This window comes from Marinobacter sp. DUT-1 (assembly GCF_050379415.1).
Classification (GTDB): Bacteria; Pseudomonadota; Gammaproteobacteria; order Pseudomonadales; family Oleiphilaceae; genus Marinobacter.
Window position 1 is genome coordinate 436,407 of the sequence record NZ_JBNRLS010000002.1, and the last position, 20,747, is coordinate 457,153.

Consider the following 20,747-nt stretch of genomic DNA (forward strand, 5'->3'; position numbering starts at 1 on the left):
TTGGTACACGCTGACCCAGTTCTCATTCCGCCTGTTCGAGCTTGCTCCAAAGGCTCTGACCCGACTGTTTGTCCAGCATCGAGATGAACTCGTCATGGGCACCAGCCTCTTCATCGGAAGCCCGCACCACAGAAAGCCGCGGGCGGTCGGCCTTGAGGCGTCGGATTCCACCGGCTGCGCCACCGTCTTCCGAACCGGCATCCAGCGACAGCGCGGTCTGACCGCCGGTCATCAACAGGTAGACATCGGCCAGGATCTCGGCGTCCAGCAATGCGCCGTGAAGTTCCCGGTTACTGTTATCCACGCCGTAGCGCTTGCACAGGGCGTCCAGGCTGTTCTTCTGGCCTGGGTGCTTGGTGCGGGCGATGGCCAGGGAATCGACGATGCCGCAATGGTCGGCGGTTTTGCGAACGGGCTTCAGGCGAGCAAACTCGGCATCCATGAAACCCACGTCGAACGCGGCGTTATGGATAACCAGCTCGGCGCCCTTGATGAACTCGAAGAACTCCTCGGCGACCTCGGCGAATTTCGGCTTGTCGGCGAGAAATTCATTGGTGATCCCGTGAACGGTGATGGCTTCGGCCTCCACCTCTCGCTCCGGGTTGATATAGACATGGTAATTGCGGCCGGTCAGCTCACGCTCAACCACTTCCACACAACCGATTTCAATGATCCGGTGCCCTTCATTGGGATCAATGCCGGTGGTTTCGGTATCCAGTACGATTTGTCTCATGCTTCACTCAATTCCGCTACGCCACGGTTTGCCAGTTCATCGGCCAGTTCGTTGTCGGGCACACCGGCATGGCCCTTTACCCAGTGCCAGTTGATCCGGTGCCGCGAGGTTTCGGCATCCAGCTCCCGCCACAGGTCGTCATTCTTTACCGGTTTTTTCGCCGCGGTTTTCCAGCCATTGCGTTTCCACCCGGACATCCACTCGGTGATGCCCTTGCGGACATACTGGGAATCCGTGTAGAGCTCCACATCGCAGGGACGCTTGAGCGCCTTCAGACCACGGATCGCCGCCATCAGTTCCATGCGGTTGTTGGTGGTGTGCAGTTCCCCGCCATGGAGGGTCTTTTTGGCATCGCCATAACGAAGCACCACGCCCCAACCTCCCCGACCGGGATTACCCTTGCAGGCACCATCAGTGTAGAGAATTACCTTATCCGCCATTCATACTCCTGAATCCTCACTAATCCTGACACTCGGGCCTGCCGGCGCCCCGGCTGCGGTAGCATCCCCGCGAGGCGCCAACCGCACCCGTCCCGGGCATGGCAATGACCTTGCTCTTGCGCCAGGCCGGTTGCCTGGGAATCCGGCCATAGACCCGTTTTTTGGCAAGGATACAGTAATAGGCGCCCAGAGGCAGGAAACGATTGCCCGCCAGTCGGGTATCAATCCAGCGATAGCTATGCCTGCCCGAACGCTGCATTGGGAATCTGAGAAACCGTGTCACCGACGTTTCCACACTGAACCCGAGCAGCCGGAGCCAGTCCTCCATCCGCCGCCTGAGAAGGAACCGGCCGCCCCAGGGGCCTTCCTGCTGCCGGGACAAAAGCCTGCGCAGCCCCCACAGACTCATTGGATTGAAGCCAATCAAAGCGATGGTGCCCTCACCTCGCAATACTCTGGCAGATTCCCTTAGCACCTGGTGCGGGTACGGGGAGAAGTCAGGGGTATGGTGCAGGATGACCAGATCCATGGAATCGGACGGGAATGGCAGCTCATCGGCATCGCATACCGCCACACCTTCTGGCATATGCGGGAACCACCTTGGGGTGGTCATGATCTTTTGCGCGAAATCGGTACCGGTGGCCAGCGGCAGACGGTGACTGACGCCAATCTGCAGCTGCCGTGCCCCGATCAGGCTGCCCAGTTCGTAATCGCAGAACCGGCGCTGGTCCGCCAGTAATGCCCGACCGAGCGGAGACTGGAACCAACGCTCGAAATTCTCGTGCCTTGCCGGATAGTCAATGTTGCCGGATCTGACCACTACCCTGCCTCCCGCCTTGTCAGCCTCCAGGTTGGGGCCACAGATTTATTGCTCTATCATAACAGTCACATTCTACGAACACATGTGGGGCCGTATGCTGACCATTTCCGCAATTCCTGCTTTCAGTGATAACTACATCTGGTGCCTGTCTGACTCCGACACCAGAAAAGCACTGATTGTAGACCCGGGGCAGGCAGCGCCTGTGGAGGAACACTTGTCCGCCAAGGGCCTGACCCTGGACACGATTCTGGTCACCCACCACCATCCGGACCATGTTGGCGGCGTCAAGGAGCTGGTGAAGGCTCACCCGGACTGCCGGGTAACCGGCCCCGCGGAATCTCCGTACAAGGGCTCGACCAACCTGGTGCACCCGGGTGACGAGGTTGTCTGGGAGTCGATCACCTTCCAGGTTCTGGGCGTTCCGGGCCACACCCTGGACCATATCGCTTACTTTACCGACGTTGAAGTCAACGGCCACCCGGTCCTTTTCTGTGGCGACACGCTGTTCGTCTGCGGCTGCGGGCGTTTGTTCGAAGGCACCCCGGAACAGATGCGGCAATCCCTCCAGACCCTGCGCAATCTGCCGGAAAAAACCGCGGTCTACTGCGCCCACGAGTACACCCTGGCCAACCTCCGGTTCGCCCGAAGCTGGCTACCAAGGGACGAAGGCCTGAAGACCTTTGAGGAACAGTGCCAACAAGCCCGGGAAGCGGGCAAGCCCACGGTTCCGTCGGTGCTGGGTGATGAAAAACGCCTGAATCCGTTTCTCCGGTGGGACGATCCGGTAGTTGTGGATGCTGCCCGGAATTATTGTGCTCAGAATGGACTGCCGGCGGATTCGGAGAATGCCATTTTTGCTGCCATTCGGCACGGCAAGGACAATTTCTGAAGACAGGTCGGGGTCTGAAGAAAGCTTTCTTCTGACCCCATTTTCACGCCCAACTCCGACACCCCGGTTCCAAGACGGGGTCAGATGAAGGCTTTCATCAGACCCCACATACCCCCCCCATGTTCACACTCCCTGTCGTCATCGTAACGAGCCGTTTCTTGACCCCCGGAAATCCACTCTCATAGAATCGGTTTCACTTTTGTGACCCAACCCATTCATCAGGCCAGATTTTCCAAGGTATGATCTGGTCAATACCCTGATCCGGAAATGCTTATGTCGGTCAACCGATTCTCGCTTCTGCTGCTGGCCAGTGCTCTGAGTACCGGCTGCTCCACGTTTCTATCCCCGTCCAATGATCCTCTGGAATCCCGGCAGGTCACCGTCGCAACCGGCGATCAGGATCTGAAAGATGCTGTTGAGTCCGGCAAAAGCGCTGACGCCACCTCCGACGAGCCGTTGGATGAAGCCATCGCCCCCGAGCTTCAGGCGACCGCACGGGATGCCAGGGATAAACTCGATAAACCCGCACAGCAATCCGACGAGGCTGAGAAGGAGCGCGATCTCTGGAACCGTCTGCGCCAGGGCTTTGCCCTGGATCACGAGGTGGACAATGAGCGTGTCCGGGACCAACTGAACTGGTACGCGAGCCATCCGAAATACATTGACCGGGTCGTTGACCGGGGTAGCCGGTATCTGCATTACATACTCAACGAGACCGAAAAGCGCGGGCTCCCGGCGGAGTTCGCTTTGTTGCCCGTTGTCGAAAGTGCCTTCGATCCGTTCGCCTATTCCCACGGCCGTGCTGCGGGCATCTGGCAATTTATCCCTTCCACGGGCAAATACTTCGGCCTGACCCAGAGCTGGTGGCATGACGACCGCCGCGACATCATCGCCGCAACCGACGCCGCCCTGCGCTACCTCGAGCGCCTGACCGAGCGGTTCGACGGCGATTACACCCTGGCGCTGGCGGCCTACAACAGTGGTGGCGGCACCGTCTCGAGCGCCATGCGGCGCAACCGGAAGAGCAACCGGCCAACCGACTTCTGGTCCCTGAATCTGCCCCGGGAAACCCGGCATTACGTTCCCAAACTGATCGCTCTCGCCAAGATCTTCGACAAGCCGGAGGATTATGGCGTCACCCTGCCACCGCTGGAGGATACGCCCTATTTCGAAGTGGTGGAGACCGGTTCGCAACTGGATCTGGCCCAGGCGGCCGAACTCGCAGGCGTCGATATCGATGAGATCTACCTGCTGAACCCGTCCTACAACCGTTGGGCGACGAACCCTGACGGGCCACACCGGCTGCTTGTCCCGGTCGACAAAGCAGAGAAATTCCGCACGGCGCTGGCGAACTTCCCGGTCGATCAACGTGTTTCCTGGCAGAACTACAGTGTCCGGTCCGGCGACAGCCTGATCACCATTGCCCGCAAGTTCAACACGACCCCTTCGGTGATTCAGAAGGTCAACAAGCTGAACTCGGACCTGATCCGCATTGGCCAGAATCTTCTCATCCCATCCGCTTCCCGTGGTTCGGATGCCTACGCGCTCAGTGCCTCCCAGCGGCTCGAGCGCAAACAGGAACGCAAACGTGACGGTAACCGGGTCCAATACACCGTACGCCGGGGCGACACCTTCTGGGATATTGCCCGGGAACACCGGGTTTCCGTTCGTGAAGTGGCTGCCTGGAACGGCATGGCACCCGGCGATCCCCTGATCCCGGGTAAGCAACTCGTGATCTGGTCGAAGACCAGTCAGGCAACGGTGCTGGCATCCAACAGCGCCCGCGGCAAAGCCATGGTACGCAAGGTGGGTTACCGGGTTCGTAAAGGCGACTCCCTCTACGCCATTGCCAACCGTTTTTCAGTGAACGTGAATGACATCGCAAGCTGGAACGACCTGAATAAATCACGTTATCTCCAACCCGGACAAAGTCTGGTACTCTACGTGGACATTCGTAACAGTCCGTAAGCGAACTATGACAAGAACACGGAAAGCCTCGCACCTCACGTCCATCGTTGCATCATTGTCCCTGTTGGCGGTCCCGGTAACCCAGGCCGCCACCGACACAGAAAACCTGCAGCCGCAACACGGTATTGCCATGCACGGCGAACCGAAGTACCCGGAGGGCTTTTCCAACTTCGACTACGTCAATCCGGAGGCACCCAAGGGCGGCACCCTGAAGATGGCGGTGGTGGCTAACGGCTTTGACTCGTTCAATCCATTCGACATCCGGGGTGTGGCTGCTGCCGGGATCAGCACCTACCTCTACGATACCCTGCTGGAATCCTCCGATGACGAGCCCTTCTCCGCTTATGGCCTCATTGCCGAATCCCTGGAGACTCCCGAAGACCGGAGCTACGTAGTCTATAACCTGCGTGAGGAGGCCCGCTTCAGCGATGGAGAGCCAATCACTGTTGAGGACGTGAAGTTTTCCTTCGAAATCCTGACCACCAAGGGGCATCCGTTCTACCGGAACTACTATGCCGATGTGAAAGAGGTCGTCATCGAAGGCCCGAAGCGGGTGCGCTTCAACTTTGGTGAAACCACCAATCACGAACTGCCGCTTATTATCGGTCAGATGCCGATTCTGCCGGCCCATTACTGGTCAGACCGTGAGTTCGGCAAGAACGGCCTCACGCCGCCGGTTGGCAGCGGTCCCTATCGCATCGGCGAATTCGAGGCAGGTCGTTCGATTACCTATCAGCGCATAGACGACTACTGGGCTAAAGATCTCGGGGTGCGTAAGGGCCGCTTCAACTTCGAACGTATCCGTTACGATTACTACACCGACGACACCGTCGCCCTGGAAGCTTTCAAGGCAGGAAACTTTGATTTCCGCCTGGAATCCTCCGCCAAGAACTGGGCAACGGCCTACACCGGTCCCATGTTCAAGGACGGCTCTGTCATCAAGGAAGCCATTGAGCACCATCGCCCGTCCGGAATGCAGGGTTTCGTGTTCAATACACGCAAATCCATCTTCAGCGACCCCAAGGTACGCGAGGCGCTTGCCTACGGTTTTGATTTCGAGTGGGCCAACAAGAACCTGTTCTTCGGACAATACACCCGCACTTCCAGCTATTTCGAGAACAGTGAACTGGCTTCCGACGGCCTGCCCAAGGGTCGCGAACTGGAAATCCTGAACCAGTACCGCGACCAGTTGACCGAGGACGTTTTCACCGAGGAATACGCACCGCCCGCCACAGAGGGCCAGCAGGGTCTTCGCGAAAATCTCCGCACCGCATTGCAACTGCTGCGCTCGGCCGGTTATGCGATCAAGGATGGCAAGATGGTGCACACGGAAACCGGAGAGCCCCTCGCCTTCGAGATCCTCCTGTTCCAGAAAAGCTTCGAGCGCATTGTGCTTCCCTTCAAAAACAACCTCGCCAAGCTCGGTATCGACGTGACGGTTCGTCTGGTCGATAGCAATCAGTACATCCAGCGGGTACGTCAGTTCGACTACGACATGATCACCCAGGTATTGCCCCAGTCCGACTCACCGGGTAACGAGCAACGGGAGTATTGGCACTCCTCCACCGCCAACGTCAACGGCTCCCGGAACTACATGGGCATTCAGGACCCGGTGGTTGATGAGCTGGTGAATCTGGTAATCCAGGCACCGAACCGGGAAGAACTGGTGCAGCGTGTACGGGCCCTGGATCGCGTACTGCTCCACGGCCACTATGTGATTCCACACTGGCACCTGCGCAAGGACCGGGTGGCCTACTGGAACCAATTGGAGCGCCCCGAGGTCACACCGAAGAACGGCATCGACCTGAACAACTGGTGGGTAAAACCCTGACCCAGTGTCCATGACCCAAGCAGTAACGGAAGGAATCCTCCGCTAGATGGGCATTTACATCCTCAGACGCCTGGCGCTGATCATTCCGACACTGATCGGAATCATGCTGCTCAACTTTGTCATCGTGCAGGCAGCGCCGGGCGGACCGGTTGAACAACTGATTGCTGAAATGGAAGGTCACGGCAGCAGTGCCCTGGCCCGGGCCGCCGGCGGCGATACCGGTGGCGAAGTGGCCACCGGCTCCGGTGACAGTCGCAGTTCCCGGGGCATCCCCGAAGAGCTCCTGAAGGAAATCGAAGTCATGTACGGCTTCGACAAGCCGGCCCACGAACGCTTCTTCAAGATGCTCGGCGACTATGCCACCTTCGATTTCGGCGACTCTTTCTTCCGGGAGCGCAGTGTCATCGACCTGATTCTGGACAAGATGCCGGTGTCGATCTCCCTGGGGCTCTGGTCCACCCTGATCATCTATTTCATCTCCATACCGCTGGGTATACGCAAGGCGGTGACCGACGGCTCTCGCTTCGATGTCTGGAGCAGCTCGGCTATTGTCATCGGCTACGCCATCCCCGGCTTCCTGTTTGCCATCCTGCTGATTGTCCTGTTCGCCGGCGGCAGTTATTTCGACTGGTTCCCGCTGCGGGGACTGACTTCCTCCAATTTCGATGAACTGACCTGGTACCAGAAGATCGGTGACTACTTCTGGCATCTGGCACTGCCGGTGACAGCCAACGTCATTGGTGGCTTTGCCACCCTGACCCTGCTGACCAAGAACTCGTTCCTGGATGAGATCAGCAAACAGTATGTGGTGACGGCCCGAGCCAAGGGCCTGGATGAAAAGCAGGTTCTGTATGGCCATGTGTTCCGGAACGCCATGCTGATCGTGATCGCCAGCTTGCCCGGCGTGCTGGTCGCCCTGTTCTTTACCGGCTCACTGCTGATCGAGGTCATCTTCTCCCTCGACGGCCTTGGCCTGCTGGGCTTTGAGGCGGCGCTCAACCGGGATTATCCGGTGATCTTCGGTACCCTTTACATCTTCACCCTGATGGGGTTGATTCTGAAACTGATCAGCGACATCACTTACGTGCTGGTGGACCCGCGCATCGATTTTGAGAGTCGGGAGGGCGCGTGAGCATGAAAACCCTGACTCCGATCCAGCAAAGGCGCCTGCGCAATTTCCGGAATAACCGCCGGGGATACTGGTCACTGTGGGTTTTCCTTGTGCTGTTCGGGTTGTCGCTGGTCGCCGAGGTTATTGCCAACGACCGGCCCCTGGTCGTTTCCTACAATGAAGAACTGTATTTTCCGGTAGTAGAGTCGGTGCCCGAAGAAACCTTTGGTGGCTTCCTGCCCACCGAGGCCGATTACCGGGATCCCTTTATTGCGGAGGAGATTCTGGCCAATGGCTGGATGGTCTGGCCGCCGATACGCTTCAGCTATGACACCATCAACTACGACCTGGAAATCCCCTCACCGGCGCCTCCGAGCCCGGAAAACTGGCTCGGCACCGATGATCAGGGCCGGGACGTGGCCGCCCGGGTCATCTACGGCTTCCGGATTTCGGTGCTGTTCGGCCTGACACTCACCCTGGCCAGCTGTGTCGTTGGCGTGGTGGTAGGCGCCATCCAGGGCTACTACGGCGGCAAGGTGGACCTGCTCGGTCAGCGCTTTATCGAGGTGTGGTCAGGGCTTCCGGTGCTGTACCTGCTGATCATTCTGTCCAGTATCGTCCAGCCCAATTTCTGGTGGCTGCTGGGAATCATGTTGCTGTTCAGCTGGATGGGACTGGTGGACGTGGTGCGCGCGGAATTCCTGCGGGCCCGTAATTTCGAGTATGTCCGGGCCGCCCGGGCCCTTGGCCTGGAAAACCGCAAGATCATGTTCCGGCATATCCTGCCCAATGCCATGGTTGCGACGCTCACTTTCCTGCCCTTTATTCTGACCGGGGCGATCACCGGCCTCACCTCCCTGGATTTCCTGGGTTTCGGGCTGCCATCCGGGTCCCCCTCGCTGGGTGAACTGATTGCCCAGGGCAAGGCCAACCTGCACGCACCATGGCTTGGCATTTCCGCCTTCGTGTCCCTCTCGGTAATGCTGACCCTGCTGGTGTTTGTGGGTGAAGCGGTCCGCGACGCCTTTGATCCCAGAAAGAGTTGATATGAGCGACCTGCTGCAGATTTCCAACCTTTCCATCTCGTTTGACCAGGCGCCGCCGGTGGTGGAGTCCCTGTCTTTTTCGGTGCGCGAGGGGGAGACCGTTGCCCTGGTGGGTGAAAGCGGCTCCGGAAAATCCATCTCGGCGCTCTCTGTGCTGCGTCTGCTGGATGCCAGGCACGCCAGTTACCCCTCGGGCGAAATCCATTTCCGGGGAGAGAACCTGCTCCACGCCAATGACAAACGGCTGCGCCAGATCCGGGGGCGGGAAATCGGGATGATCTTCCAGGAGCCCATGACGTCTCTCAACCCACTGCACACAGTAGAGAAACAGATTGGCGAAACCCTGGCGCTGCACAAGGGTATGCGGGAGACACAGGCACGGGAACGGACGATCGAATTATTGGAACTGGTCGGCATCAAGAACCCCGAATCCCGGCTCAAGAGCTACCCGCATCAACTCTCCGGGGGCCAGAAGCAACGGGTGATGATCGCCATGGCCCTGGCCAATGAGCCGGACCTGCTGATTGCCGATGAACCCACCACCGCTCTGGATGTCACCGTCCAGAAACAGGTCCTGGAACTGCTCAAGAGCCTCCAGAAAAAGCTCGGCATGGCCATTCTGCTGATCACTCACGACCTCAGCATTGTCCGGCGCTATGCCGAGCGGGTGGTCGTGATGGAACAGGGTCGGCTGGTGGAGGAAGCAGAAACAGCCCAGCTGTTCGAGAATCCGGAGCACAGCTATACCCGGAAGCTTCTGGACGCCGAGCCTCCGGAAGCGCCGCTACCCGCGCAAGTTGAAGGCGAGATCCTGCTCAGCGTCAACAACCTGGATGTCCGCTTTCCGGTCAAAAAATCCCTGTTCGGCAAGGTCCGGGAGTATTTCCACGCCGTACAGCAGGCCACCTTCGAACTCTCCAAAGGCCAGACCCTCGGTATCGTTGGCGAGAGTGGCAGTGGCAAAACCACCATCGGCCACGCCCTGCTCAAGCTCACGGCCAGCACCGGACGATTCACACTCGGTGGCGACGAACTGTCGGACCTTACCCAGAAAGAGTTCCGGCCCTACCGGAAACGTATCCAGATTGTCTTCCAGGATCCCTTCGGCAGTCTCAGCCCGCGAATGTCCATTGCGGAGATCGTGGGGGAAGGCCTCGAAATCCACGACCCCGAAGGCAAGGATACCCACGAGCAGCAAGTGATCCGTGCTCTCAAGGACGTGGGGCTGGATCCGGAAGCCAGACATCGCTATCCCCACGAGTTCTCCGGTGGCCAGCGTCAGCGCATTGCCATTGCCCGGGCCCTGGTACTGCAACCGGACCTGATCATACTCGATGAGCCGACATCGGCCCTGGACCGGACAGTCCAGAAACAGGTTATCCAGCTGTTGCGGGATATCCAGTCCCGTTATGGTCTAAGCTATATCTTCATCAGCCATGATCTGGCGGTGGTCCGCGCGCTGAGCCACAAGCTTCTGGTACTCCAGCATGGCGAGATCGTGGAGTACGGTGATGCCGGAGACATTTTCCGGTCACCGAAGCAGCGATATACCCAGGAACTGCTCAGCGCGGCACTGTTCTACCAGACCACCGATGAATCCACCACTACGACCAATTGAGCGTTACTCCCGGCAGCACGGTCGGGGATAATGCTCGAAAATCAGGAACACAGGGAGACACACCCATGGGAATGCTCAGTGGCAAGAAAGCACTGATCGTTGGCGTAGCCAGCAAACACTCTATCGCTTACGGCATCGCTGAAGCCTTTGCCCGTGAAGGCGCCGAACTGGCCTTCACCTACCAGAATGAAAAGCTCCAGTCCCGCGTCGAGAAGTTCGCGGACCAGTGGGGCAGCAAGCTGACCTTCCCCTGCGACGTCGCCAGCGACGAAGAAATCGAAAACGTCTTCACCGAGCTGAACAAGCACTGGGACAACATCGACATCATCATCCACGCTGTTGGTTATGCCCCGGCCCACGAGCTGAACGGCAATTATGTGGACGTCACTACCCGTGAGGGCTTCAAGATCGCCCACGACATAAGCTCCTACAGCTTCGTTGCCCTGGCCAAGGGCGCGCGCAAGATGATGCACGAGGGCAGCTCTCTGGTTACCCTGAGCTACCTTGGCGCCGAGCGCGTGCTTCAGAATTACAATGTGATGGGCCTGGCCAAGGCGTCCCTGGAAGCCAACGTTCGTTACATGGCCGCGAGCCTCGGTAAGGAAGGCATCCGCGTGAACGGCATCTCCGCCGGTCCGATCAAGACTCTGGCCGCCTCCGGCATCGCCAGCTTCCGCCGCATGCTGGCTGAAAACGCCAGGCGCGCGCCCTTGCGTCGGAACGTGACCACCGAGGAAGTTGGTAACGCAGCTGCGTTCCTGAGCTCCGACCTGGCCAGTGGCATCACCGGCGAAATCATGTACGTTGATGGCGGTTTCAACATTACCGGCATGGGTGAACTCGAGGAGTGATCCCCGGATAATCCCGAAAAACCGGTGCCGATGGTGCCGGTTTTTTTGTATCCGGACCACCGGAAAGCGTGACGGACAAGGGCCACCAAGCGTTGAAAAGACCCCTCAAATAACGCAGTATAAACAACTCGCCGGGGCTTGCCGTACAAGGCTCCTGGCGATATTCATGTTACCAGGTATTCCTCTTTTGAGCCGGTCTCAGTTCGGAGGGATATATCGATCAGAACCGGGGAAGCAGAACAACATGTCGGGTAAGAAACTAGAAGATCTGAATGTGGCCAGCACCGAAACGCTGATTACGCCGGAAGCGCTCAAAAAAGAAATGCCACTGTCAGACAAGGCAGCAGAAACCGTTGCCAACAGCCGTCAGGCCATCTATGACATCATGGACGGCAAGGACCACCGCCTGTTTGTGGTTGTCGGCCCCTGCTCCATCCATGACGTGGAAGCTGCCCGTGACTATGCCCAGCGCCTGAGAAAGCTGGCAGACGAAGTCAGCGACACCCTCCTGATCGTCATGCGTGTCTATTTCGAAAAGCCCCGCACCACCGTTGGCTGGAAGGGCCTGATCAACGACCCGCACCTTAACGACACCTTCGACATCGAGCAGGGCCTGCACATCGGTCGCCGGCTGCTGCTTGATATCAACGAACTCGGCCTGCCGGCTGCAACCGAGGCTCTGGATCCGATCTCCCCGCAGTATCTGCAGGACACCATCGCCTGGTCCGCCATTGGTGCCCGAACCACCGAATCCCAGACCCACCGGGAGATGAGCAGCGGCCTGTCCATGGCGATCGGCTTCAAGAACGGCACCGACGGCAGCCTCGATGTGGCCGTCAATGCCATGAAATCCGTCTCCCATCCCCACAGTTTCCTGGGCATCGACCAACAGGGTAAAGTTGCCATTATCCGCACCAAGGGCAACAACTATGGGCACGTGGTTCTGCGTGGCGGTGGCGGCAAGCCCAACTACGATTCCGTAAGCGTAGCGCTGTGTGAGCAGGCGCTGGAGAAGGCCGGCCTTCGCAAATCCATCATGGTGGATTGCAGCCATGCCAACTCCAGCAAGGATCCTGCGATCCAGCCGCTGGTGCTGCAGGACATCAGCCACCAGATCCTGGAAGGCAACACATCTATCCAGGGCCTGATGGTTGAGAGCAACATCAACTGGGGCAACCAGCCTCTTCCGGAAAATCTCGCCGACCTGAAATATGGCGTTTCCGTGACTGACGCCTGCATCGACTGGCCGACCACCGAAAAGGCCATCCGCGAAATGCGTGACAAGCTCAAGGATGTGCTGCCCAAGCGCAAGGCCGGCCAGTAACGGCACCAATAAAAACGGGGAGCTAAGAGCTCCCCGTTTTTATATCCGGGCCTGGAATCTCTGAACTCAGAGACCGCCACCGGGCAAGCCTGCTACCCAGTCCAGCTTATCCCGCAGCGACACCACCTGACCGATAATGATCAGGGTCGGCGCCCGTACCTGCTCGGCATCGACGCGGCTGACAATCGTCTCCAGAGTGCCGGTCACGACATGCTGTTCCGGAGTAGTACCCTTCGAGACCAATGCCACCGGCATGTCCGGTGCCATGCCGTGCTCGATCAACTGGCGGGATATGATGGGCAAGCCCACCAGCCCCATATAAAACACCAGAGTCTGGTTGTTCTGGACAAAGTCCTCCCAGGGCAGATCGCAGCTGTCATTCTTCAGATGCCCGGTAATGAAACGCACTGACTGGGCATGATCCCGGTGTGTCAGGGGGATGCCGGCATAAGCCGCGCAGCCCGAAGCCGCGGTGATGCCGGGAACCACCTGGAAGCGCACTCCGGCTTCCGCCAGAGTTTCAATCTCCTCGCCGCCCCGGCCGAAGATAAACGGATCGCCCCCCTTGAGTCGCACTACCTTGAACCCCTTTCGGGCCAGCTCCACCAGGCGCTGGTTGATCAGCTCCTGGGGCAAGGTGTGGTTCGAGCGCTGCTTGCCAACATGGATCTTTTCCGCGGAGTCCGGAATCAACGCCAGAATCTCGGGCGATACCAGGCGATCATAGAGCACCACTTCTGCCGAGCAGATCAAACGCCAGGCTTTCAGCGTCAACAACTCGGGATCTCCCGGCCCGGCACCGACCAGGGCCACCTCACCCGCGGAATTGTTCGGATTGTCGGTGACCGGATTGGCCCTGTACCGAATTGGTGCAGGCCTTGCGGTTATGCCCTCCCCGGGTGCTGGTGCGGGTTGATCACTCATTGGATCCTTTCGATGCCTCCCATGTAAGACCGAAGAACTTCCGGTACCACAATGCTGCCATCCTCCTGCTGGTAGTTCTCCATCACCGCGATCAGGGCACGACCCACCGCAAGACCCGAGCCGTTCAGAGTATGAACTGGTTCAGGCTTGCCGGTTTCCGGATTACGCCAGCGTGCACGCATACGCCGTGCCTGGAAATCCCGGGTATTGGAACAGGAGGAGATTTCCCGGTATTTGCTCTGGCCCGGCAGCCAGACTTCCAGATCGTAGGTCCTGGCGGCAGAGAAGCCCATGTCGCCACCGCACAGGGTCACCAGACGGTACGGCAGTTCAAGCAACTGCAGGACTTTCTCAGCATGGCCGGTCAGCGCTTCCAGGGCGGCTTCGGAATCGCTCGGGCGTACCACGTGCACCAGTTCCACCTTGTCGAACTGGTGCTGGCGAATCATGCCACGGGTGTCCCGGCCGTAGGACCCCGCCTCACTGCGAAAACACGGCGTATGGCAAACCAGCTGCACCGGCAACTCTTCCGCATCCAGGATGGTATCGGATACCAGGTTGGTGGCCGGAACCTCGGCGGTCGGAATCAGGTACAGCGGATTCTCGCCCTCGGTCTTGAACAGGTCTTCCTCGAATTTCGGGAGCTGGCCGGTTCCGTACAGGGTTTCGGCGTTCACCAGGTACGGCACATAGGCCTCGGTGTAGCCGTGCTCACCCGTGTGCAGGTCCAGCATGAACTGAGCCAGGGCACGGTGCAGACGGGCAATCGGACCGCGCATCACGACAAATCGGGAATGGGCCAGCCGGGAGGCGGTTTCAAAGTCCAGACCCTTCAGGTTTTCACCCAGGGTGACGTGGTCCTTTGGCTCGAAGTCAAAGTGCCTGGGCTCACCCCAGGTACGAATTTCGACATTATCCTCCTCACTGGCCCCGGCCGGAACATCTTCATCCGGAAGGTTGGGAATGCCGGCCAGGAAAGCGTTGAGCTCTTCCTGCAGACCGCGCAGTTCGTCCTCGGCCTCGGAGCGCTGTTTCTTCAGGCTGTCCACTTCCTCCAGCAACGGCTGGATATCCTCACCGGCCGCCTTGGCCTTGCCGATGGATTTGGAACGCTTGTTCTGCTCACTCTGCAACGTTTCCGTACGCACCTGAAGGGCGCGACGGCGCTCTTCCAGTTGCTCGAAGGTGGCAATATCGAATTCGAAATTTTTGATAGCCAGCCGGCGGGCGATCTCTTCTGTCTGGGTACGGACGCGTTTGGGATCGAGCATGGTAATCCTGATTCTTCCGGTTTGCGTGATGAGTTGAATGACAGGCCATTATACCTGCACAGTCGGCGGTGACCACCGTGGGACCTCAGGAATAACGCTTGTTGGGGCTTTCAGCGTTGCGGGCATCCAGGCGTTGGCGCTTTTCAGCCAACTTGATCTCCAGTCCACGGTTGACCGGCTCGTAGTAACGGCGGGAATGAATGGCTTCGGGCAGGTAGGATTCCCCGGCAGCAAAGGCCTCCGGCTCATCGTGGGCGTAGCGATAGCTGTCACCGTGGCCCATGGATTTCAGCAGTTTGGTTGGTGCATTCCTGAGATGCGGGGGCACCTCGTAGTCCGGATCCTGACGGATATCGGCCATGCACTGGTTGAACGCTTTATAGACAGCATTGCTTTTGGGTGACAGGGCCAGGTAGGTGACTGCCTGCGCCAGGGCCAGCTCTCCTTCCGGGGATCCCAACCGCTCCTGGGCATCCCAGGCATCCATACTCAGCTGAAGCGCCCTCGGATCGGCGTTACCAATATCCTCGCTGGCAATACGCACCAGCCGGCGGGCCACATACAGCGGGTCACAGCCGCCATCGAGCATCCGGCACAGCCAGTACAGAGAGCCATCAGGATCCGAGCCGCGCACCGACTTGTGCAAGGCCGAGATCTGGTCGTAAAAGACATCACCACCCTTGTCGAAGCGCCGCAGACTCGTCTGCATCACCTGCTCGAGTACCGCTTCGGTGATGGTATCGGTGCCATCCTCACCGGGTTCGGCCAGGTCGGCGGCCACCTCCATGATGTTCAAGGCACGGCGGGCATCGCCACCGGAAGCCGTGGCCATCAGCTCCAGCACCCGGTCCGGAACCGCCAGACGGCCGGCAAAGCCTTGCTCGGAAGTCAGTGCCCGCTGCAGCAGGACCAGGATATCGGATTCTTCCAGGTTCTTGAGCACATACACCCGGGTACGTGACAGCAAGGCGCTGTTGAGCTCGAAGGAAGGATTTTCCGTGGTGGCACCCACGAAGATGAAGGTACCGTCCTCGATATGTGGCAGGAAGGCGTCCTGCTGGCTCTTGTTGAAACGGTGAACCTCGTCCACGAACAGCAGGGTATCGCGCCCCTCGCTCTGCTTGCGATTCCTGGCCCGCTCAACCACCGCGCGGATCTCCTTCACGCCGCTCAGCACCGCCGAAATGGTTTCAAAACTGAGATTGCCCACGTTCGCCAGGAGGCGGGCAAAGGTGGTCTTGCCCACCCCGGGAGGCCCCCAGAGAATCATGGAGTGCAACTGGCCCTGCTCCACCGCACGGCGAAGGGGTTTGCCAGGGCCTACCAGGTGAGCCTGGCCAACGTACTCATCCAGGGACCCGGGCCGCATCCGGGCAGCCAGGGGCTGGAATCCCGCAGGCTCGTCGAAAAGGCTGTCCTGCATCAGACTCCGTCCCGGATAATATCCACGCCGTCGGGATACTCCAGAGTGAAGGCACTGGCATCTACGGCTTCATTCAACCGGATGTCGTCGAAGCTCAGTATGCTGAGCTGGGACAGGGAATCCTTCATTCGCATTTCCTGCAGTTCCCCCTTGAAGAAACTCAGTCGCAGGGAGATAAACAGCGAATCCGGACTCCGTGGTTCAAGAGTGAACTCCCGGGTATTGTCACCAATGCGGCGCTGGGACACCTTGTAGGTTTCATCCAGATTGTCGACCTCGCCACTGAGTAACAGGGCCGGCGTGGTCTGCACCCGGTCATCGAGTTTATGGATGGTTACCTGCTCCAGGTCGGGATCGTAAACTTCCACCGTTTCCCCGTTACTGACGATGAACTGGGGCAAGGGCGCACTGGTTTCCCAGTAGAACAGTCCGGGGCGCTTGGCCTTGAGTTCACCCTGGGTCTCCTGCACGCGACTACCATTTTCGTTCACCACAATCTGGATGAAGTCCGCCTGGTATGACTCATAACTCATGAGGATGGAAGCAAGCTCGGACGCAGCTTCGTGACTCTGCGCACTGCTCTCCTCGGCCGCCGCGGCGCCCAGGCTGAACATCAACCCGATCACCAGGGAAAACGCGACTTTGAACTGGCGTACCGTCATAGGGTTAACTCCTAGTCTCTGGGTGGCGGCGGGGCCAGCACCTCACGGGCACCGTTATGCCCGGCAGCGCTTACCACTCCCGACGCCTCCATGGCTTCCACCAGGTTTGCGGCCCGGTTGTAGCCGATCTTGAATTTACGCTGTACGGAGGAAATCGACACCCTCCGCCCCTCAGTGACAAACGCCACCGCTTCGTCATACAGGGAATCGCCTTCGCTGTCGCCGCCACCTTCGCTGAGGGTCGGGACACCCGGCAGACTCTCGCCTTCCGCACCATTGAGAACATCATCCACGTAAACGGGTTCCCCGCGCGCTTTCCAGGCGCTCACCACCCGGTGGACTTCATCGTCGTCCACGAAGGCACCATGGACACGAACCGGCAGTCCGGAACCCGGCGGCAGGTAAAGCATGTCACCGTGCCCCAGCAGCTGCTCCGCACCGCCCTGGTCCAGCACGGTCCGGGAATCGATCTTGGAGGACACCTGGAACGACATCCGAGTGGGAATATTGGCCTTGATCAGGCCGGTAATCACATCCACCGACGGGCGCTGGGTGGCGAGGATCAGGTGGATACCGGCAGCCCGGGCCTTCTGGGCAATGCGGGCAATCAGCTCCTCCACCTTCTTGCCAACGATCATCATCATGTCGGCGAACTCGTCAATGACGACGACGATGAACGGCAGGGTTTCCAGCTCGGGCCGGTTCTCCTCGTCGTTTTCGAGATACTCGTCCGGCTTCCATAGCGGATCCAGAATGGGCTCACCGGCGGCCTGGGCATCCTTGACCTTGCGGTTGTAACCGGCAATGTTCCGGACCCCGAGGTTGGCCATCAGCTTGTACCGGCGTTCCATCTCGGCGACGCACCAACGCAGGGCGTTGGCGGCTTCCTTCATGTCAGTCACCACCGGGGCCAGCAGGTGGGGAATGCCGTCATAGATGCTGAGTTCCAGCATCTTCGGATCCACCATGATGAAGCGTACCTCCTCGGGAGTGGCCTTCAGCAGCATGCTAAGGAGCATGGCATTGACCCCCACCGACTTACCGGAACCGGTGGTACCGGCCACCAGCAGGTGCGGCATCTTGGCGAGGTTGGCCACCACCGGGTTGCCACCGATGTCATTACCCAGGGCCAGGGTCAGCGGCGAGGAGCTTTCGGTGAATACCCGCGCACCAAGCACCTCGGACAGGCGGACCATTTCCCGTTCCTCGTTGGGAATTTCGATACCGACAACGGATTTGCCGGGAATAACCTCTACCACCCGCACGCTGAGTACCGCCAGGGACCGCGCAAGGTCCTTGGCCAGATTGGAAATCTTGCTCACTTTCACGCCGGGAGCGGGCTTGATCTCGAAGCGGGTGATCACCGGGCCGGGATTGACCTCCACCACCTCCACGGAGACACCGAAATCAGCCAGCTTCTCTTCCAGCAGGCGGGACATATGTTCCAGGGATTCCTCGGAGTAGCCCTTCTCCTTGTGCTCCTCGGGGGGATCCAGCAGTGTCAGAGGGGGAATCGGGCTTTCGATATCCTCCAGCAGGGAACCCTGGCCGGGCTTCTTGCCTTTCTCCGCCTTCGACTGATCCTCTTTCTTGAACGGAGAGATCTTGAAGGATCGGGAGGCCGGCTGCGCCTCCGGTTTTACCGGCTTTGCCCGAGGCTCGGGCTTGTCGCCGCTGTCCCGCGCACTGAAATTCTCCAGGCGCGCCGGCTCAGCCGGTTCCGAGGCACTCAGACCGTCCAGGGCCGGTTCCCTACGCTGGACTGGCGCCTCGGACCTGGCCTTGCGGGGACCCAGGCCCGGCAAGCGATGCCACCAACGGTCCTTTTTGCCCCCCGCGGTCTCAGCATTGCTCTCAACCCGGTCATTCACGATGGGCGGTTCTTTCTTCGGAGCCTCCGGCGCTTTCTTCTCGGCCCTGGGCTTCGCAGGCTTGTCGCCGCTGGATGTGAACAAACCTTTGAGAAACTGACCGAAACGCAGGGTCAGACCGCCCACCTGGTCCATCAGCCAGAACCAGGACAGGCCGGTGGTTACCGTAAGCGCAAACAGGAAAATAGCGATCAGCAGAAGCGTCGTTGCCGGCAGGTTGAAGAACCGGACCATCGCTTCGGACACGGCCGTTCCCAGCACACCACCCGAGGACACGCCAAGCCCGAAAACCGAATACAGGGACAGCAGGCTGGTCGACGACAGCAGGATCAGGAGGAAACCGCCAAAGCGCATCAGAAATAGCGGCCAGTGCAGGTCCAGCGATTCATTCCGACGCCGGATCAGCATGATCGCGTAGCCGGCAATCATCACCGGGAAGAGATAGGCCATGTGACCAAAGAAATCCATGAACAGGCTCGCCAGCCAGGCGCCTGTGCGGCCGGCGTAGTTGCGGACCGAGGTGTCATGCCCGATGCTGGCCCAGCCGGGATCACCGGGGGTAAAGGTGACCAGGGCCATGGCGAGGTAAATCGCCAGGGCAATCAACGCGATTACCGCGCCCTCACGCGCGCCCTGTGCGGCAAGACGACGAAAACGCTGCTGCTTTTCCGTAAGTTCCGGGGATGCTTTCTTAGCTTTTGCGGTTTCGGCCATGAATGCTCTGACGTGTCCGTTACTTTAACTGCCCAGGGCGTCGAAGCCTCGTATCAGATCTGTTTTCAGATCCTCGACGTCCTCAATGCCGACCGACAATCGGATCAGGTTCTCGGTAATACCTGCGTGATCCTTGTCCTCGGGCGACAAGCGGCCATGAGTCGTGGTTGCCGGATGGGTAATGGTTGTCTTCACATCCCCCAGGTTGGCGGTAATGGAGATCATCCGCGTGGCGTCGATAAAACGCCAGGCCTCTTCGCGACCACCTTTGACGCGGAACGAAAGTACCCCGCCGAAGCCTTTTTGCTGCTTCTTTGCCAACTCATGCTGGGGATGGCTCTGCAGACCCGCGTAATACACGGATTCCACTGCATTTTGCTGCTCCAGCCACAATGCCAACTCTAACGCATTGTCGCAATGGGCGCGCATACGGATTGGTAACGTTTCCAGACCCTTATGGAAAACCCAGGCATTGAACGGGCTCATGGTCGGGCCCGCGGAACGGAGAAAGCCGTAAACCTCTTCCATCAGCTTCTCTGAACCAACCACGACGCCCCCGACACAACGGCCCTGACCATCGAGGTATTTGGTAGCAGAATGGATGACGATGTCCGCACCATGCTCCAGCGGCCGCTGAAGAATGGGAGTGCAGAAACAGTTATCCACCACCAGAAGCGCATCACTGGCCCGGGCGAGCCTGGATAATTCCTCGAGGTCCGCCACTTCGCACAAGGGGTTGGACGGGGTTTCGAGGAACAGCATGCGGGTTTCAGGACGAATGGCCTGCTGCCATTCCTCGTAATTGGTCAGGCTGACAAAGGTGGTCTCCACCCCGAACCGGGCAAGGTACTTCTGGAACAGAACGTTGGTGGTTCCGAAAACACCTCTGGAACAGATGACGTGATCCCCGCTCTTGAGCAACGAAATGCAGGTGCTCAGAATCGCCGCCATGCCGGAAGCCGTGGCCACGGCACGCTCGCCACCTTCCATGGCTGCAATGCGACCCTCGAAAGCCTGGACGGTCGGATTGGTGAACCGGGAATAGATATTTCCCGGTTCGTCGCCGCCAAACCGCGCCGCTGCCTGGGCGGCACTGCCATAGACGAAGCTTGAGGTGGGAAAGATCGCGTCACTGTGCTCCAGCTGATCGGTACGGATCTGCCCTGCCCTCACGGCCAGGGTGTCCACGGACATACCCTCGAGATCCGATTCCGGAATCTGGACGGTTTCTTCTCTGCGAAAGGTCATGGG

16 protein-coding genes and 1 pseudogene are annotated in these 20,747 nt (G+C 59.2%); 8 read left to right on the forward strand and 9 right to left on the reverse strand.

The genetic code is table 11. The features are described 5' to 3' along the window. Nucleotides 1-22 precede the first annotated feature (22 nt). Genes dnaQ through ACQUTG_RS07685 form a run of 3 tightly spaced genes read right to left on the reverse strand, consistent with a single transcriptional unit; the run spans nt 23 to nt 1,993 of the window. Entirely contained in the window at nt 23-733 is a 711-nt protein-coding gene (gene dnaQ / locus ACQUTG_RS07675; RefSeq protein ID WP_428918842.1) for a DNA polymerase III subunit epsilon, read from the reverse strand. Next, entirely contained in the window at nt 730-1,173 is a 444-nt protein-coding gene (rnhA, locus tag ACQUTG_RS07680; protein WP_428918843.1) for a ribonuclease HI, read from the reverse strand. The genes dnaQ and rnhA overlap by 4 nt, the downstream gene beginning before the upstream one ends. Before the next feature lie 19 nt (nt 1,174-1,192). After that, nucleotides 1,193-1,993, reverse strand: a complete 801-nt coding sequence (locus ACQUTG_RS07685) for a class I SAM-dependent methyltransferase (protein ID WP_428918844.1) — start codon at nt 1,991-1,993, stop codon at nt 1,193-1,195. 94 nt (nt 1,994-2,087) lie between these two features. Here ACQUTG_RS07685 and gloB point away from each other — a divergent pair, with 94 nt between their 5' ends. From gloB to ACQUTG_RS07725, 8 genes are all read left to right on the forward strand, one after another. Next, entirely contained in the window at nt 2,088-2,882 is a 795-nt protein-coding gene (gene gloB, locus ACQUTG_RS07690) for a hydroxyacylglutathione hydrolase (protein ID WP_428918845.1), read from the forward strand. 273 nt (nt 2,883-3,155) lie between these two features. Then, nucleotides 3,156-4,850 (forward strand): LysM peptidoglycan-binding domain-containing protein, encoded by a 1,695-nt coding sequence (locus ACQUTG_RS07695; protein ID WP_428918846.1) that lies wholly within the window; start codon nt 3,156-3,158, stop codon nt 4,848-4,850. A 7-nt stretch (nt 4,851-4,857) separates the two neighbouring features. Next, nucleotides 4,858-6,681, forward strand: a complete 1,824-nt coding sequence (locus ACQUTG_RS07700) for an extracellular solute-binding protein (RefSeq protein WP_428918847.1) — start codon at nt 4,858-4,860, stop codon at nt 6,679-6,681. A gap of 46 nt (nt 6,682-6,727) precedes the next feature. Continuing rightward, entirely contained in the window at nt 6,728-7,813 is a 1,086-nt protein-coding gene (locus tag ACQUTG_RS07705) for a microcin C ABC transporter permease YejB (RefSeq protein ID WP_428918848.1), read from the forward strand. A 2-nt stretch (nt 7,814-7,815) separates the two neighbouring features. Beyond that, nucleotides 7,816-8,838, forward strand: coding sequence for an ABC transporter permease (locus ACQUTG_RS07710; RefSeq protein WP_428919253.1), 1,023 nt, complete (start codon nt 7,816-7,818; stop codon nt 8,836-8,838). A gap of 1 nt (nt 8,839) precedes the next feature. Then, nucleotides 8,840-10,456: an ABC transporter ATP-binding protein gene (locus ACQUTG_RS07715; protein WP_428918849.1), complete on the forward strand. Its 1,617-nt coding sequence runs from the start codon at nt 8,840-8,842 to the stop codon at nt 10,454-10,456. A 65-nt stretch (nt 10,457-10,521) separates the two neighbouring features. After that, a complete protein-coding gene (locus tag ACQUTG_RS07720; RefSeq protein WP_428918850.1) occupies nt 10,522-11,307 on the forward strand; it encodes an enoyl-ACP reductase FabI in 786 nt (261 codons plus the stop codon). A 244-nt stretch (nt 11,308-11,551) separates the two neighbouring features. Beyond that, the gene (locus tag ACQUTG_RS07725) at nt 11,552-12,631 is read left to right on the forward strand and encodes a 3-deoxy-7-phosphoheptulonate synthase (protein WP_428918851.1); all 1,080 of its coding nucleotides are present in this window, start codon (nt 11,552-11,554) and stop codon (nt 12,629-12,631) included. 66 nt (nt 12,632-12,697) lie between these two features. Here ACQUTG_RS07725 and cobA read toward each other — a convergent pair. The 6 genes and pseudogenes from cobA to ACQUTG_RS07755 all read right to left on the reverse strand — a co-directional run. Then, a pseudogene (cobA, locus tag ACQUTG_RS07730) lies at nt 12,698-13,450 on the reverse strand (uroporphyrinogen-III C-methyltransferase); the annotation flags it as partial. 101 nt (nt 13,451-13,551) lie between these two features. Then, entirely contained in the window at nt 13,552-14,826 is a 1,275-nt protein-coding gene (gene serS / locus ACQUTG_RS07735; protein ID WP_428918852.1) for a serine--tRNA ligase, read from the reverse strand. 85 nt (nt 14,827-14,911) lie between these two features. Continuing rightward, nucleotides 14,912-16,249, reverse strand: coding sequence for a replication-associated recombination protein A (locus ACQUTG_RS07740; protein WP_428918853.1), 1,338 nt, complete (start codon nt 16,247-16,249; stop codon nt 14,912-14,914). Beyond that, on the reverse strand, nt 16,249-16,863 hold the full coding sequence (gene lolA / locus ACQUTG_RS07745; protein ID WP_428919254.1) for an outer membrane lipoprotein chaperone LolA: 615 nt from the start codon (nt 16,861-16,863) through the stop codon (nt 16,249-16,251). Before lolA ends, ACQUTG_RS07740 begins: the two co-directional genes overlap by 1 nt. Before the next feature lie 59 nt (nt 16,864-16,922). Next, nucleotides 16,923-19,496, reverse strand: coding sequence for a DNA translocase FtsK (locus tag ACQUTG_RS07750; protein WP_428918854.1), 2,574 nt, complete (start codon nt 19,494-19,496; stop codon nt 16,923-16,925). 24 nt (nt 19,497-19,520) lie between these two features. Continuing rightward, entirely contained in the window at nt 19,521-20,744 is a 1,224-nt protein-coding gene (locus tag ACQUTG_RS07755) for an O-succinylhomoserine sulfhydrylase (protein WP_428918855.1), read from the reverse strand. Between the last annotated feature and the right edge of the window lie 3 nt (nt 20,745-20,747).

Excerpts from the sequence above, each read along its gene's own strand:
- dnaQ (WP_428918842.1), bottom strand. The coding sequence starts at position 733 with ATGAGACAAATCGTACTGGATACCGAAACCACCGGCATTGATCCCAAT.
- rnhA (WP_428918843.1), bottom strand. The coding sequence starts at position 1,173 with ATGGCGGATAAGGTAATTCTCTACACTGATGGTGCCTGCAAGGGTAAT.
- gloB (WP_428918845.1), top strand. The coding sequence starts at position 2,088 with ATGCTGACCATTTCCGCAATTCCTGCTTTCAGTGATAACTACATCTGG.
- ACQUTG_RS07695 (WP_428918846.1), top strand. The coding sequence starts at position 3,156 with ATGTCGGTCAACCGATTCTCGCTTCTGCTGCTGGCCAGTGCTCTGAGT.
- ACQUTG_RS07700 (WP_428918847.1), top strand. The coding sequence starts at position 4,858 with ATGACAAGAACACGGAAAGCCTCGCACCTCACGTCCATCGTTGCATCA.
- ACQUTG_RS07705 (WP_428918848.1), top strand. The coding sequence starts at position 6,728 with ATGGGCATTTACATCCTCAGACGCCTGGCGCTGATCATTCCGACACTG.
- ACQUTG_RS07710 (WP_428919253.1), top strand. The coding sequence starts at position 7,816 with ATGAAAACCCTGACTCCGATCCAGCAAAGGCGCCTGCGCAATTTCCGG.
- ACQUTG_RS07715 (WP_428918849.1), top strand. The coding sequence starts at position 8,840 with ATGAGCGACCTGCTGCAGATTTCCAACCTTTCCATCTCGTTTGACCAG.
- ACQUTG_RS07720 (WP_428918850.1), top strand. The coding sequence starts at position 10,522 with ATGGGAATGCTCAGTGGCAAGAAAGCACTGATCGTTGGCGTAGCCAGC.
- ACQUTG_RS07725 (WP_428918851.1), top strand. The coding sequence starts at position 11,552 with ATGTCGGGTAAGAAACTAGAAGATCTGAATGTGGCCAGCACCGAAACG.
- serS (WP_428918852.1), bottom strand. The coding sequence starts at position 14,826 with ATGCTCGATCCCAAACGCGTCCGTACCCAGACAGAAGAGATCGCCCGC.
- ACQUTG_RS07740 (WP_428918853.1), bottom strand. The coding sequence starts at position 16,249 with ATGCAGGACAGCCTTTTCGACGAGCCTGCGGGATTCCAGCCCCTGGCT.
- lolA (WP_428919254.1), bottom strand. The coding sequence starts at position 16,863 with ATGTTCAGCCTGGGCGCCGCGGCGGCCGAGGAGAGCAGTGCGCAGAGT.
- ACQUTG_RS07750 (WP_428918854.1), bottom strand. The coding sequence starts at position 19,496 with ATGGCCGAAACCGCAAAAGCTAAGAAAGCATCCCCGGAACTTACGGAA.
- ACQUTG_RS07755 (WP_428918855.1), bottom strand. The coding sequence starts at position 20,744 with ATGACCTTTCGCAGAGAAGAAACCGTCCAGATTCCGGAATCGGATCTC.